Genomic DNA, 15636 nt, shown 5'->3' with positions numbered 1-15636 from the left:
CGAACTGAGGCGATTAGCTTACCTGATGGGGTGTGGGAGGCTCATGCCTCAGGGGCATGAGGGGGGTGTTTTTGGTCATGAGGGGGCCGGGGTGGGGGAGCAGCTCCGAAGCCCATAGCTTTCTCAAGCCCTACCAGCACTACATGGACTAAACATGCGTCGGAGTCAAAACTGCCTCCCTCCCATCAGCGAACTGGAAACGAAAATGACAGACTCCTGAACCAACTTGGGCACCCAATTGAAGCACTTGAATGCTGAAGAAGAATCCTCTTGCGTTGACCAGCGGTGAGGCGATCGAGCGTGCGTATTGATTAAATACGAACGCAGCGCCAAGACTTTGACGGCCAACCAAGAGAAGGTTGAACGTAAGCACACGCATTCGTGGCTTCGGGTAAGCAACGGGAACGGCCTGAGTTGGACCATCCACCACTCCATTCCAGCGCTTAGCCGACGGGGGCATCTGAACCTACATGCTTCTGAAGTGCCAGAAATACTCAAGAACAGCCCATTGACCATCATCACCTGCTGCTTAGCTCAGTACCGACTGTCAGGAACGCAAGAAGCCCTCACCTCACGCTCCCGATCGGGAGCCATGGATTCCAATCCATGTAAGCCAGCGCCCTTTCAATCCCGCAACCGAAAAATCAGCATTTCACTAGTAGCAAGAGCCTCACAAACCTGTTCCGCTGCCACTCCAACGACTGTAAAGTCTGGGTTCGACCACGCATCAGAAGGGTACGATCGTAATCGCGACCCGACCTTCAGATGCGGAGCCTGATCAATGCAAGTGAAGGGGGAACCACATGAGGATTACCAACAACGGCCGCGGCATCCATGTTCGCGAGATACCTGGAATAGAAAAACTCAAAGCACTGCCAGAAAATTGGCAAGCCTTCACAAACCTTGATCTGTCCATACCTGGGAAGGGGATGCGAGAGATTGATGTGGTTCTAGTGCTGGAAGATCGAATCTTGATGGTGGATTTGAAAGATTGGAAGGGACCAGTTACCAGCCGAGATGGCAATTGGTTCAATGGGGATCGTGACAATGGCAGATCGCCAGTTGCAAAGATTGCGGAGATCGCGCGCGAGGTCTTCCCGTTGCTGAAAAAATCTCTTGCAGATCAATCCAAACGAGAGGGGCTCGCAATCCCGCTGGGCACCCCATTGATTCAGTCAGCAGTAGTCCTAACAAAATCCAAGGACCGCTCCGGCATCGCAGAAAGTGAATCTTCTTTTGTTTTTTACATTGATGATTTCATCCGGATACTGAGAAATACCCCCGATCGCTTGAAAGCCTTCGGCCCCGCTTGGCGCGAGGACTTTACAAATGAAAAATGGATGCAGCGCCTCAAGAGGTTCTTCAACGTCAACGGAGGCGTCTTTCTACCGGGCGCACGGAGATATGGAGGGTTCGTCGCACGCACCGAGAGCCCTACTTTCGCCCATAGCACCGATGTATATAGCGAATATGAGGTAGACGAGTCCGGAATAAACAATTCTTTCGGCCTACTAAGGCGCTGGAACTTCACGAAAGCTGAAACTCGCTTCCAGACTGAGGAGGGCCGAGCAGAAATCGCGGGGCGTGAACGCAAAGTGATTGCGTGGCTGGATGATCGCAACCCGAAATGTGGCGAGATCATTTTCAAGCCAAAGGCGGAAGATCCCGAACGAGGCGTCGCCTACTGGGAGGTGTTCGAGCGGCGTCGAAGAATGAAACGCCTTAGCGACTTTGCCAAGACCGGCCTAGTTGAACTAACCACCGGAGAACGAATAGAACTTGCTCGACAGGTTCTATCCGCGATCACCCCGATTCACGGACTTAATGCAGCGCATCTCGACGTAGGGGTTCACAGCGTCTGGGTAGAGCTTCCCACGACGATCAGAATATCTCACATGATGGCCGCCTCGTTGCCGGAGGTCCAGACTTTGGGAGAGTCGCGTTTCCAATTCCTTTCAACCGCCAGCGTGCCTGAGGACATTCTAGGCGGGCCAGTTGATTTGTTGCGTAAGGACGTGTTTCTACTTGGCTGCGTAGTTCATGTTCTTCTATTTGACCAGCTCCCAGACGGCAACCCGCCTGAATGGAATCAATCCATCGATTCCCAAGAGAACTTTGCCAGTCTCTATCCGTGGTTCGAGACATGTCTTGACTTAGAGCAAGCAAATAGATTCGGGAATGCGGGAGATATGCTGTCTGCGTTCAATGAAGCGCTGTCCTCCGTGCCAAACGAAAACGCCACGATTGAAGGGTTGGATCGCTACCGCACCCTCAAGACGCAGCGAGACATCTTCAAAGCATATCCGGAAAATGAGCTTATAAGGCAGGATGAGCGGACGATAATCTGGAGATCAGATGCAGATGGACGCAGCCAATTGGTCAAGATGTGGCAACCGTCCGCTTTGGGGAACGTCGCTAAAGAGCGCGCTAGAATTCTCGCATTCCTCGATCACGCTCAACAGCTGGTCGAAGCACCGCTGCAAGGCGCCACCAAACTACTCAAAGTGCACTGGACAGGCGACTCAATCGTAATTGTGCAGGAGTACATCGAAGGCAAAACTCTCGCCGAGTACGAAGGCTCAAGCCCATTTGATAGTCCAGCCAAAGGGCTGAACTTCATCGCGAGGCTAATTGACATTGTGGACAACCTCCACGGACGCTCAATAGCGCATGGAGATATAAAACCAGACAACCTAGTCGTATGTTTGACCGACGGAGAAGATCCACTGCCGTCCCTCATAGATCTAGTGGATTTCTCGTGCGGCCAAGATGGCTCACGAAAATCGCGCGCATATTCTCCAGCGCTAGGCGGAAGGTATGAGCGTGATCGTTTCGCCGTTACGAAGATCGCCGAAGAACTCCTCGATAAAATTCATCTCAGTGAAAATGACTTCGTTCGGATAGCTCGCTCCATTGAGGAGTGTCGCCTAGGAACTCCCGCCAATGGAACCTTGCTTCCTCTTCGTGAAGCCATTGCTTGCGTCAGCAACAGTTCCGTTGAGGAGCAATCGGATACTTTCTCCATCTCTATCCCCCGGGCGGAGGCAGGCCTCATCCTTCCCGACGAGGGAAGATACTACGTTGTTAAGTCCGATAGAAGGTTAAAGATCATCGGCGCACTGGAAGAGCTCTCCGTTGAGTTGAGCAGTGATGGCACTCCTTCAAAAGCTTGGCGGAACCAACTAGATCACGCTCAGATCCAGCGGTGGAGTCGTCAGAGGCTGTGCTCATTCCGCGCAAGTATAATTATTGAGGACGGCCCCGCTCAGCTTGACGCAATCTCCTCTATCCTTAGTTTGCCGGAGGTTGCCACAGCCCTTGAACGTCGCCCCTTTGATCCACAGAGTGAAGATGAAGCGGAAACCTCACAAGTTGCAAGCATCGAGGCTAAAGAAGACGACTTGGCCGAACGGGAACGAGCTGAGCCGCCAGTCGGGAACACTATCGTGGATGTTCCGCTACTTTGGGAACGCTCAATTAAGATCGAAGGTGAACTGAAGACAGAAGTTCTCGCGTTGGGTGACAGCGCTTACCGTGCACAGGCGCGCTTGCACATCCTGCCCATCCAGTTGGCAATGGGTGACATGGACTTTGATCGAAAAGATCTTGTTGCGGTTGAGAGATTAGACAGCAAAGGGGGCTGGAGAAAGATCGGCACCCTAGATGTACAGAAGTCATCAGCCGATACGCTTGCAATCCAAGGTTACGCTGAAGGTGCGCGTGGGGCGATCGTTCGAGATGGCGATCGATTGCGCTTCCAAAGTCGGCTGGAGAACACCAGTTGGCAGAGACGCGAAGAAGCAACAGCCAGAATTTTGAAGGGAAACTCAGTAGCCCATGGACTCCTTGATGCTTTCAGCCCCGCCACCGGGAAGGTCCCTGACACAGTCGACCTGAAAGTTGACGAGGGATTTGTAAGGGAGCGCTACAAGCTGAACCCGACGCAGATCGATGCACTCAAAGGAATAATGGAGCATCGACCACTCGGACTCCTGCAGGGACCCCCTGGAACAGGCAAGACGCACTTTATTGGTGCACTTGTCCACTACGCACTGACGAATGGACTCGCGCGCAACGTCCTAGTAGCCAGTCAATCACACGAGGCCGTCAACAATGCAGCAGAGGCAGTTCTCAATCTGTTTGGTGAGGATCGAGACTCACTGAGTATGATTCGCGTAGGGGCCGAAGGACAAGTCTCTGAGTCATTGCGGCCTTACCACGTGGCAACCGTAGAGAAATCTTACAAGGATAAGTTCTTCGCCACCCGCCACCTACGCATGGCGACGCTAGCGCGACACCTCGGACTTGATAGGTCCGAATGTGATCATGTCCTCTTTTACGAGGACACAATCACCCCGTTGATCTCGCGCCTCTCTGAGCATGCGGAGACAGAGGATGGCACCTCAAGAGTCAACGCACTGAAGGCGACACTCGAACAATGCCTGGTTGATAGAGGCGTCGAGTGTGATCTGATGGGCCTTGAGGCAATTGATGTAGAACCGCATGTCTCATCCTTGTACTTCTCCAAGCTACCGAGTAGCCAAGCGCATCGCGTTGAGAGATTCCGACATATTGTGGAACTCGGCCGAGACATCGTGGGCACAGTTTCCACGTGGCAGAGAAGCTACGAAACCTTCTTGGCCGGCACACGTCAGGTAGTTGCAGGTACGTGCGTCGGCCTCGGTCGGTCATCCTTGGGCCTGACCAAGACTTCGTTTGATTTAGTAATTGTCGACGAAGCTGCGCGCTGTACACCAAGCGAACTCGCCGTCCCAATACAGGCAGGCAAGTGGGTTGTGCTAGTCGGAGATCACGCGCAACTAGAGCCACTACACTCTTCCGACGTAGTAGAAGCCCTCACCGATGAACTAAGGCTATCAATTGGCGACGTCGTTAAGAGTGACTTCGAACGGGTATTTGCTTCCTCGTACGGGAAGCAAGCGGGTCACACTCTAAGAAAACAGTACCGAATGCTCCCACCTATCGGACGACTGGTCTCCAATTCGTTCTATGATCGCGCCCTCCAGCATGGACGGACGGAATCGAATATTCCACTTAGCATTCTTCCGGAAGAGATCAGGTTACCACTGGCCTGGGCATGTACAGATTCCATGGGCGCGGAGGCTTACCAGAGGAAGAGTGATATACGGCGCGGCAGCTTGCAGAACTCTACCGAAGCCGACGTAATTGTCTCCCTGCTTAAGCGCTGGTCCGAACACGAGCCATTCATGGCCTGGATTGAGAATCTTTCTAGAGAATCTCAGGCAGTGGGTGTCATATGCGCTTATGCGGCCCAACTAGACCTAGTTAGACATAAACTCCAGTCAGAGAACTTGCCAGAAGCATTTAGACGGACCATCAAGGTGGACACCATTGATAGCTACCAGGGAAAGGAGAATCTTATCGTCATACTGTCTCTTGTTAGAAATAACTCCGATGGCATAAAGTGTCGCGGGTCCACCACAATCAGCCCCGGATTTATGGCGAAGAAGAATCGAATCAATGTCGCCCTAAGCCGCGCCATGGATCGACTACTGATCGTCGGCGCAAAATCGGCGTGGAGGGATGACTCTCCACTCGGTTTGGTGTCAAGCGGATTTGATGAAGAGGTGAAGGCCGGCGAAGCGCTAGTACTGGACGCCGCTGACTTGGTGTCGGCCCCCAAGGCGAGCAAAGGCAGAAGAGCTATGGATGCCGATGCGGATGCTCGAGGCGGGGTGCGAGCATGAAGCCCTCTCGTGGCATTTTGTCACTCACAAAAGCCGTACTAGCTGGCACGACAGAATCCATTGACATTCGAGTTCCTGTAGGCATATACGACGTCCAGTTGCCTGCGAGGCATTTCCTAGTTCACCACAAGGTAGCTGAAGTTGGCGACGTGTCCCTGACTACGGAGTTCTTGCTACGGCTACTCAACTCAGCGGACGGCATTAAAGAGGACGATGTCGCGATCTTCTTCGGCTTCAATGCCATCGAGATGGCGTACGTCATCAGGGATGCAGAGACCCGGGCATACATCTCCAGATCGGAGGGACGCATATGGCTAACGGACGCTGGCCACGCACTGTTCAAGGACGGCGACAAGCCCCAAATCTTCGACGTCGTAAAGAAGGTTGAAAGAATCGGATTCGACCTACTATCGCTTGCACCGTGCGATCGAGACTATCAATCCGATTTCGAAAGAGCCCTGCCCGAGCTTGGAATCCGCGATTCTCAGCTAGCTTCAAGCGCATCTACTCATGTTCCGGAGTCCTTCAGAAGATTCTATGGAGAGATATCCAGCAGAAAAGAGAAAGAGGCTGCGGACGCCCTAAAGAGGTCCCTCTACTCTGTTGATGACGTTGTCGCAGGTGACCGATTCTGCTCGACCGTTCCCTTCGTTGCGATGGCAAGCACTCGGCGACCAAGCGAGCCAGAACCTCTTCTTGACGCATGGAGGATTGGCCACGAATTGAGCGATCGTGATCAGGTCGTCCACGGCATCGCCGAGTTCATGGAGAGCCTACGAAGGACTAAAACTACGGAAGACGACAACGCGTTCGATGTTCTAGTTGAGATTGCGCCAGGTTATTTGAAGGAATACTCAAGCAGGACCGGTTTCGCTGCACTTCGATACTTCAAGGAGATGGCAGGGCGCGCCGGTGAACTGCGAACGGACAGGCCGACGGTCGGAATTGTGGGCGCGATGTATCAACCGGAGAACATTGAGAGAATAAGAACTGCAATCGGCTACACGAACAATCGTCTTATCGGTGACGACACTGCTTTCATATGGATCCCGCCGAGCCAATCGGCGTGGGGAGCTGCCAGGTCTTTTCCCAATTTGGTTGAAGCGCTGACTAAAGAAGGCACAGCCAAAGGCGAGGATGGTGATCAAAAGATGAGAAGTGCTCTGGTAGTCGGTGATGAGAAGCCCGCAAGATACTTGACGAAAGTTCTGCCATGCACATTTATAAAGCCAAGCAACGGCTCCATACCGAGCTCTCTTGAGATTCTTCTTGTCCCAGAACGAATTGCAGCGGTTACAGTTCATGCTCCCGTCACGCCAGGACGGGGCTTCCCGGTTCCACTTGGAATATTGACATTTGATAAAACACTGGTGCGTCGCGTACACACCTACATATCAAGTCAGCTTCCACCGAGGATCGTCAAGTACGGATCTACGGATGATTTTGGCTTACGCGATCATCTGGCGTGGCCTGAAGAAGTAGGCGCCCAAGAGGGTTTTGAGCTGAATTGAGCGTACTGATCACAGGTATCACCACGCAAAAGGACAGCAGCCCGGTTGAACTCCTCCGTAGGAGTTCAACCGGGAGGTCCGCTCTCACTGTTTCGATACAGTTCGGAGCGCCATCCAATGCCTGTGAGCTTCGGCGGGTAATCTAATATTCGGAGGTATGCGCAAGCTCGCCCCCCCATTCATGGACAAACCATGTAGTGATGCTGTAGAGGTAGCCATCGTAATCCCGACTGAGCGAAGCGGGTTTCACTGATGGTGGCGCAGAGCATGCTCGCCGACACTAGTCAGCATGACAATCGCAGACTGGCCCAAGAACGAACGTCCTCGTGAGAAGCTGCTTGCGAGCGGTCCTGCAGCCCTGTCTGACGTTGAACTTCTCATTCTGTTCATGGGAACTGGCCGCAAGGGCCAGCATGTATTGGAGAGCGCTCGTCAGCTGTTGGATGTTCACGGCCCCCTGCGAAAGTTACTGGATTTGGATGCGGCAAGCCTCCTTCAGCTGCCAGCACTGGGGCCTGCACGAGCGTGCAAACTGGTAGCGGCATTGGAGCTCGCCAATCGCCATCTACGCGCACAGCTGGATAAAGGTGACAGCATGCGCGATCCTAACTCTGCAGCGCGCTACTTCAAACAGCGACTGCGCTCCCGACCTCAAGAGGTGTTTGCAGCCCTTTTTCTGGATACTCGGAATCGTGCGCTCGCCTACGAGGAACTATTCACCGGCACCATCGATGCGGCAGCGGTGTACCCGCGTGAGGTGGTCCGCCGTGCGCTACTTCACAACGCAGCAGGCGTGATCGTCAGCCACAACCATCCCTCCGGCAGCGCCGAGCCCTCTCGCGCGGATCGCGAGATCACCCAGCACCTCCAGAAGGCCTTGGATCTGGTCGGCATCCGCCTCCTGGACCACGTAGTAGTAGGCGAAGGCACCCCCGTCTCCATGGCTGAACGCGGCTGGCTCGAACCCACCCTGTCCTTCCGGGGCTGAACGCCTCAGTCAGCCCAAATACCCCGGTTCGGAGCCCCGAAAGCGGCCCCAAGACCCCTCAAGCCCCCTGCCCCAACCCCGTTCAATGGATCGGCCCGCCATCTAGGCTAAAATTGCCGATTCCGCCGCTCCAGTCCCAAAGCAGGCCTTGTGAAAAATCTCCTCCGCGCCCTGATCAGCCAAGGCATCGAAGCCTTGCGCGCCAACGGCACTCTGCCGGCCGATACCCTGACCCCGGAATTCGTGGTCGAACGCCCGAAGACCCGTGAGCACGGCGATTTCGCCACCAATGCCGCGATGCTGCTGGCCAAGCCGGCGCGCAGCAACCCGCGCGCCCTGGCCCAGGCGCTGCTGGATGCGCTGCCCAAGAGCGCCGATGTGCTGCGCGTTGAGATCGCCGGCCCGGGCTTCATCAATTTCCACCTCGCCCCCAGCGCCTACCAGCGCGAAGCGGCCAGCGTGCTCAAGGAAGGCGCCGATTACGGCCGCAACCTGAGCGGCAACGGCCGTACCGTGGGCGTGGAGTATGTGTCGGCCAACCCGACCGGCCCGCTGCACGTGGGCCATGGCCGCGCCGCCGCCATCGGCGACTGCCTGGCGCGCCTGCTGGATGTGAACGGCTGGAACGCCAAGCGCGAGTTCTACTACAACGACGCCGGCGTGCAGATCGAAAACCTGGCGCTGTCCACCCAGGCGCGCGCCAAGGGCCTCAAGCCCGATGACGCCGGCTGGCCGGAAGCGGGCTACCGCGGCGATTACATCCAGGACGTGGCCAACGCTTACCTGGCCGGCGCCACGGTGGAACTGGAAGGCCACTCGGTGGTGGGCGAGCGCGACCCGGACAACCTGGATGGCATCCGCCGCTTCGCGGTGGCCTACCTGCGCAACGAGCAGAACCAGGACCTGGCGGCGTTCGGGGTGGATTTCGACATCTACTTCCTGGAAAGCTCGCTGTACAAGGACGGCAAGGTGGAAGAGACCGTCGCCCAGCTGAAGGTGGCCGGCCACACCTATGAGGAGGGCGGCGCGCTGTGGCTGCGCTCGACCGACTTCGGTGACGACAAGGACCGCGTGATGCGCAAGTCCGACGGCACCTACACCTACTTCCTGCCGGACGTGGCCTACCACCTGAGCAAGTGGCAGCGCGGCTATGAGCGCGCCATCACCGAGCTGGGCGCAGACCACCATGGCTCGCTGGCGCGCGTGCGCGCCGGCCTGCAGGCGCTGGACGTGGGCATTCCCAAGGGCTGGCCGGAATACGTGCTGCACCAGATGGTGACGGTGATGCGCGGCGGCGAGGAAGTGAAGCTGTCCAAGCGTGCCGGCAGCTACCTGACCCTGCGCGACCTGATCGAAGAAGCCGGCCGCGATGCGACCCGCTGGTTCCTGATTGCGCGCAAGCCCGATTCGCAGCTGACCTTCGATATCGACCTGGCCCGCGCGCAGAGCAACGACAACCCGGTGTTCTACGTCCAATATGCGCACGCCCGGGTGTGCAGCCTGCTGCGCCAAGCCCAGGAGAAGGGCCTGAGCTACACGCCGGGCGAAGGCCTGGCGGGTGTGGCGTCGCTGAACGACGACGCCTCGCTGTGGCTGATGATTGAAATGTCGCGCTTCCCGGAAGTGGTGGAAGCGGCCGGTATCGCGCTGGAGCCGCACCTGATCGCGCAGTATCTGCGTGAATTGGCGCACGCCTTCCACACGTGGTATCACGGCACGCAGGTACTGGTGGCTGACGACGCCGAACGCAACGCCAAGCTCACGCTGGCCTGCGCGGCGCGCCAGGTGCTGGCCAATGGTCTGAGCGTCCTGGGCGTTTCCGCCCCGGAAAAAATGTAAGCAGTGGAGAAGCAGTAAATGGCAGCACGACGCGGCAAGAGCCAGGCACGACGCAACAGCAACCAGGGCACGCCGGGATGGGTGTGGCTGGTGGCCGGTGTGGCGATTGCGGCCGTAGTGTTTTTGGCAGCACCCAACCTGTTCAAGAGCGACGGTGACGGCTTCCTGCGGGTGGGCCCGCAGCCGAACCCGAACGCCCAGCCGGCCCCGGTGAGCGACGCCGATACCGACGTGGGCGCTGAACTGCCCAAGCCGGGCGCGGCGGCCAAGCCTGCCGAACCGGCCAAGCCGGCGGCTACCCAGTACGACTTCTACACCTTGCTGCCTGGCAAGGAAGTGGAGATGTCCGATGCGGAGCTGGCGGCCAGCGCGCGTGCGGAAGACCAGCGCCGTGCCAAGGCCGAGGCGCAGCGCGCGCAGGCGGCGTTGGAAGGCCGTCCGTTGCCGCCGGCACCGGCACCGACCAGCACCGCGGCAACCACGTCGGCGGCACCGGTGAGCACCGCCCCGCTGCCCGCCCCGGTGGCGGAGCGTCCGGCGGCAACCACGGCTGCGGCGGCAACGCCGGCGCAGACGGCGGCCGCTACCCCGGTTGCACCGAAGCCGGCGGCTACTGCGGCAGCGACGCCTGCTGCGGCGGCGGCTGCGCCTGCGGCCAGCAACGTGCGTTACATCCTGCAGGCCGGTGCGTTTGGTGCGTCTGGCGATGCCGAGGCGACCAAGGCCAAGCTGGCGATGATTGGTCTGGCGGCGCGGGTGGAATCGGCGCAGATCAACGGCAAGACGGTGTACCGCGTGCGCATGGGACCGTATGGCAGCGCCGGGGAGCTGGCGGAAGCCAAGCAGAAGCTGGATGGGACCGGACTTCAGGCTATGGCGATCAAGGCGCAGTAGCCGCGCGCCGCGCGACTACCCCAAGGTTGCGCTACGCGAAACCTCGGGCCCCTGCTGGTACCTCCACATCCCCGCGCCTGCCGGCGCGCGCCCTTGCACTCCAAGGGGGCTGTTGCTCCAGATGCAACTTGGACGCCGACCCTTGGGTCGGCGTTCTTGTTTCAGGCAGCCCCCCTCGCTGGCGACCACCTGGCAGTGCGCTATCGTCCATGCATGTCTTCCTGCCCCGATCCTGCTGAACTTCCAAGCGTTGCCGGTGCCACCGGTCGCTATCGCGAATGGACGCCGCCGGCTGCGCTGCAAGGCTGCTTCGGGCAGCTGTGGCGCAGCGATCTGCCGGTGGGGCACAGCGGTGAGGTGGCGGTGCTGCCCGATGGCTGCGTGGATATCCTGTGGCGCGATGGGCGGTTGTACGTGGTGGGGCCGGATGTGGTGGCTGCGCACCCGCAGTTGATGCCCGGTGCGCAGGTGTTGGGCGCGCGGTTCCAGCCGGGCGCGGCGCGGGCGTGGTTGGGGGTGCCGCTGGGCGAGATGGTGGGCATGGCCGTGGAGCTGGATGCGGTGCTGGGGCCGCAGGCGCGGCAGATGGCGGCGCGCTTGAATGACGTGGGCGATGGCGATGCGCGGCAGCGGTTATTTGCGCAGGCGCTGGCTGGGCTTCCCCGCTCTACCGGGGGGCGCCACGCGGTGGCGGCGCGGGTGTTCGGGCAGGTGCGGGCCGGTGGCCACGATCTGGCCGCGATCAGTTCAGCGCTGCAGGTGAGCACGCGCAGCCTGCGCCGGTTGTGCCACGAGCAGTTTGGCTATGGGCCGAAGATGCTGGAGCGGATTCTGCGGCTGCAGCGGTTCCTGGCGCTGGCACGTGCGCGCCCGGACGATGGGCTGGCGGGGTTGGCGGCGGACGTGGGCTATGCCGACCAGTCACACCTGAGCCGCGAGGTACGGGCGTTGGCAGGGATCGGGGCGGCGCAGTTGTGCGCGCAGTGGCGTAGCTGACTGGCCGTTTTGTTCAAGACCGGCGCGGCCGGGGTGGCGATGCTGGGGTTCCTTTCAACGAGATGCCCCCATGAGCACCGCACACGGCAACGATCGCCGGATCGACAACATTGAATTCAACGTGGCCGACATTGCGCGCAGCAAGGCGTTCTACGGCAGCGTGTTTGGCTGGTCGTTCACCGATTACGGCCCGGGGTATACCGAGTTCGACGATGGCCGGTTGCGCGGCGGGTTCACCACGGGTGAGCCGGTGCGGCCGGGTGGGCCGTTGGTGATTGTGTATGCCGACGATCTGGCCGACGCGCAGCGGCGGGTGGAAGCCGCCGGGGCGGACATCTGCAGGGCAACGTTCGAGTTTCCGGGTGGGCGGCGGTTTCATTTCCGCGATCCGGACGGGTATGAGTTGGCGGTGTGGACAGCCGCCTGAGGTAGAGCCGACCGTTGGTCGGCTGCCGTCAGCGGTGGGTATGCGCCAAGAGCAGCCGACCAACGGTCGGCTCTACCGGTTTGTTCGCGTGGCGAGGTGCCGGCCAGCGGTCGGCACGACCGGCCCGCGATGCCTTGAATCAGTCGCGCGCGACCTGGAAACCGGCGAACGACTGGCTTACCGGCATCAGTTCCAGGCGGTTGATGTTGAGGTGCGCCGGGAGGTTGGCCACCCAGAAGATCTGCTCGGCGATGTCGTCGGCGGTCATCGGGTTGGCACCGGTGTAGAGGGTGTCCGAGGCGGCCTGGTTGCCGTGGGTGCGCACCAGGGTGAACTCGGTTTCGGCCATGCCCGGTTCAATGGTGGTGACGCGCACGCCGGTGCCGTGCAGGTCGGCGCGCAGGCCGAGCGAGAACTGGCTGACGAAGGCTTTGGTGCCGCCGTAGGCGTTGCCGCCCGGGTACGGGTACACGCCGGCCACCGAGCTGATGTTGATGATGGCGCCCTTGCGCTCCACCAACTGCGGCAGCAGGCGGTGGGTCAGGGTAACCAGCGCGGTGACGTTGGTGTCGATCATGGTGCGCCAGTCTTCGAGCGAGGCGCTCTGCGCCGGGGCGGTGCCCTGGGCGAGGCCGGCGTTGTTGACCAGCAGGTCGATGGCGGCAAAGTCGGCCGGCAGGGCGGCCAGCGCGGCCTCCATGGCGGCGCTGTCGCGCACATCGAAGACGGCCGCATGTACACGCTCGGGACCGTAGGCGTCGACCAGCGGCTGCAGCCGTTCAGCGCGGCGGCCGGTGGCGATGACGCGCCAGCCGGCCTGGGCGAAACGATGGACGGCGGCAGCGCCAAAGCCGGAGGTGGCGCCAGTAATCAGAGCGGTACGGGTCATCGGGGTACTCCGTGGGAATCACGGGTATTTTCGCACCGATGCGGGGGGTGTGTGCCGGGGGACGGCGACGTGGGGCGCGGGCGGGATCGCGTAGAGCCGGGCTCTGCCCGGCTTGCCGAAATCTGGAGCAGCCGCGCAGAGCCCGGCTCTACGTGGGTGGCGGAGATCCCGGATAGCCGGGCAGAGCCCGGCTCTACGTGGGTGGTGGAGATTCCGGATAGCCGGGCAGAGCCCGGCTCTACGTGGGTGGCGGCGATTCCGGATAGCCGGGCAGAGCCCGGCTCTACGTGATCGGCGATCAGCGGATGCGGAAGACGCGGGCCTTGGGCAGGTCTTCGTCTACCTGCAGGAACCAGCGGCCGGCGATGCCCGGTACGACGACGATGGCCGGGTTGCTGCGGCTGGTTTTGAGCTTCATCTCGCCCTTGAGCACCTGCCACTGCTGGCCGTTGTCGAGGGTGAACACGGTGCCGGGTGCCCAGCCGTCTACCTGGCCGGTGACCTTGGCGTTGATCGGGCCGTCGTCCAGGCCGGGGAACATGGGCGTCGGGGTGGGCGCGCCGGGGGCGACCACCGGGGCGGGGGCTACGGGCGGGGCCGGGCTGCGGGCGTCGGCCTCGCGCAGCAGGCGGTTCAGGGTCTGCAGCTGGGCCGGGCTGAGCCCCACCCGGGCCAGTTCCTGCGGGTCCACGCGCTGTTCGATTGCCACATACGGGGCCTGGGCGGCGGCCGTTGCGGCCAGCCAGACCATGCCCACACCCGCCAGAACCTGCCACCTGCGCATTGCCTGCTCCACTGCCTGTTGATGCTCGATGGCGGCACTGTGCTGCACTTTCATGTCAGCCAGATGACAGCGTGGCCGGTCGCGCCGGGTGCTGAGGCCGGCAGGGGGTAAAATGGCGGCCAGCCGCGCAGCCGCGCCGGCGGTATTGGACGTCACATGATCAACAACGATGTACTGCGCAGCATCCGCTACATGCTCGACCTCAGCGACGGCATGATCGCCGACACCTGTGCCCTGGCCGATCCGGCCTTCGTGATCGACAAGGCCGATGTGGCCGGTTGGCTGCGCAAGGAAGACGAAGAGGGCTTCGTGGCCTGCGACGATCGCACCCTGGCGCACTTCCTGGACGGGTTGATCGTGCACTTCCGTGGCCGCGACGAGAGCCAGCCGCTGCGCCCGGTGGAAAAGCGCATCACCAACAACCTGGTGCTGAAGAAGCTGCGCGTGGCCTTCCAGCTGAAGGACGTGGACATGCACGATATCTTCCAGCAGGCCGGTTTCCCGGTGTCCAAGCCGGAGCTGTCGGCGCTGTTCCGCCAGCCGGACCACAAGAACTACCGCGCCTGCGGCGACCAGCTGCTGCGCAACTTCCTGAAGGGCCTCACCCTGCGCGTGCGCGGCGCCTGAGCCCCACGCCGGCACGTGGCTCCGCCTGCGGGGCCACGTGCTGCAGCAGTTCCTGCATGAAGGCCCGCGCCGCCGGCGTGGGCAACCGCGACCACACCGCATGCACACGCCGCACGGGCGCATCCTGGATGGCCACGCAGGCCACGCCGGTAAACCCGGCCGCGATGGCCACCGGCACGATGCCCACCGCCAGCCCCTGCTGGACGAAGCGCTCGATGAGCGACATGTGGTTGATTTCGAACGGCACCCGATGCGGTAGCCCGGCGGCGGCGAAGGCTTCGTCGGTCTGCCGGCGGGCGCCACTGCCGTACTGGAAATCCACCAGCGGCAACTCAGCCAAGGTGGCCAGCGACAGGCGTTTTCGGCTGGCCAGCGGGTGGGTGGGCGGCAGCACGGCCACCATGGATTCTTCGGCCAGCAGCCGGTGGCAGGCCCCGTCGATGGCGGTACCGGGCGACAGGCCCACCAGCGCAACATCGACGCGGCGCTCGCGCACGTCTTCCATCAGCACTTCGCTTTTGTCCATGCGCAGGCGGAATTCCACCTGCGGGTAGCGGGTGTGGAAGGCGGCCAGGCAGGCCACCAGGTCCACGGCGGTAAGCGAGGTGATCTGGCCGATGGTGAGGGTGCCGCGCACCTGGCCGGCCACGGCGGCCACGTCTTCGCGCATGTGCCGCAGTGAATCGAGCACCTGGCGGGCGTGGCTGAGCAGCGCTTCGCCAGCCGGGGTGACCCGTACCTGGCGCGGCAGGCGTTCGAACAGGGTGGCCTGCAGTTCTTCTTCCAGGTGGGCGATCTGGTGGCTGAGCGCAGACTGCACGACGTGGCAGCGCTGGGCGGCGCGGGTGAAGTTGCGCTCTTCGGCCAGGGCCACGCAGAACTCGAGCTGTTTGAGGTTCACGCCATGGTCTCCGGTATGCATCTATTTTTGAGATGCATTGGATGATAACTA

At 60.7% G+C, this 15636-nt stretch carries 11 protein-coding genes; 8 read left to right on the top strand and 3 right to left on the bottom strand.

Annotated elements, in window-relative coordinates:
• The first annotated feature begins 803 nt into the window (after nucleotides 1–803).
• The 7 genes from ACZ0AE_RS01545 (at nucleotide 804) to ACZ0AE_RS01515 (ending at nucleotide 12384) form a co-directional block, all read left to right on the top strand.
• Nucleotides 804–5729, top strand: a complete 4926-nt coding sequence (locus ACZ0AE_RS01545) for an AAA domain-containing protein (RefSeq protein WP_463600221.1) — start codon at nucleotides 804–806, stop codon at nucleotides 5727–5729.
• On the top strand, nucleotides 5726–7240 hold the full coding sequence (locus tag ACZ0AE_RS01540) for a hypothetical protein (protein ID WP_463600220.1): 1515 nt from the start codon (nucleotides 5726–5728) through the stop codon (nucleotides 7238–7240). Before ACZ0AE_RS01545 ends, ACZ0AE_RS01540 begins: the two co-directional genes overlap by 4 nt.
• 289 nt (nucleotides 7241–7529) lie before the next feature.
• Nucleotides 7530–8228 carry a RadC family protein gene (gene radC / locus ACZ0AE_RS01535; protein ID WP_463600219.1) on the top strand — a complete coding sequence of 233 codons (699 nt, stop codon included), beginning with the start codon at nucleotides 7530–7532 and terminating at the stop codon, nucleotides 8226–8228.
• A gap of 150 nt (nucleotides 8229–8378) precedes the next feature.
• Nucleotides 8379–10067, top strand: a complete 1689-nt coding sequence (argS, locus tag ACZ0AE_RS01530; RefSeq protein ID WP_463600218.1) for an arginine--tRNA ligase — start codon at nucleotides 8379–8381, stop codon at nucleotides 10065–10067.
• A gap of 18 nt (nucleotides 10068–10085) precedes the next feature.
• A complete protein-coding gene (locus tag ACZ0AE_RS01525) occupies nucleotides 10086–10961 on the top strand; it encodes an SPOR domain-containing protein (RefSeq protein ID WP_038690983.1) in 876 nt (291 codons plus the stop codon).
• A 213-nt stretch (nucleotides 10962–11174) separates the two neighbouring features.
• Nucleotides 11175–11957, top strand: a complete 783-nt coding sequence (locus ACZ0AE_RS01520) for a helix-turn-helix domain-containing protein (protein WP_463600217.1) — start codon at nucleotides 11175–11177, stop codon at nucleotides 11955–11957.
• 70 nt (nucleotides 11958–12027) lie between these two features.
• Nucleotides 12028–12384 (top strand): VOC family protein, encoded by a 357-nt coding sequence (locus ACZ0AE_RS01515; protein WP_447591487.1) that lies wholly within the window; start codon nucleotides 12028–12030, stop codon nucleotides 12382–12384.
• Between the two features lie 139 nt (nucleotides 12385–12523).
• On the opposite strand, the gene ACZ0AE_RS01510 is transcribed toward ACZ0AE_RS01515, so the two are convergent.
• Nucleotides 12524–13273, bottom strand: coding sequence for an SDR family NAD(P)-dependent oxidoreductase (locus tag ACZ0AE_RS01510; RefSeq protein ID WP_128096768.1), 750 nt, complete (start codon nucleotides 13271–13273; stop codon nucleotides 12524–12526).
• A gap of 298 nt (nucleotides 13274–13571) precedes the next feature.
• Nucleotides 13572–14111 (bottom strand): hypothetical protein, encoded by a 540-nt coding sequence (locus tag ACZ0AE_RS01505; protein ID WP_463600216.1) that lies wholly within the window; start codon nucleotides 14109–14111, stop codon nucleotides 13572–13574.
• Between the two features lie 102 nt (nucleotides 14112–14213).
• On the opposite strand from ACZ0AE_RS01505, the gene ACZ0AE_RS01500 reads away from it, so the two are divergent.
• Nucleotides 14214–14684: a YehS family protein gene (locus tag ACZ0AE_RS01500; protein ID WP_038690991.1), complete on the top strand. Its 471-nt coding sequence runs from the start codon at nucleotides 14214–14216 to the stop codon at nucleotides 14682–14684.
• Here ACZ0AE_RS01500 and ACZ0AE_RS01495 read toward each other — a convergent pair.
• Nucleotides 14659–15585, bottom strand: a complete 927-nt coding sequence (locus ACZ0AE_RS01495) for a LysR substrate-binding domain-containing protein (RefSeq protein WP_463600215.1) — start codon at nucleotides 15583–15585, stop codon at nucleotides 14659–14661. The genes ACZ0AE_RS01500 and ACZ0AE_RS01495 overlap by 26 nt on opposite strands.
• Nucleotides 15586–15636: the final 51 nt, after the last annotated feature.

The organism is Stenotrophomonas sp. AC248 (assembly GCF_979258185.1).
The sequence above is the reverse complement of the archived record's forward strand: the minus strand, read 5'-3'. Positions and strand labels throughout refer to the sequence as shown.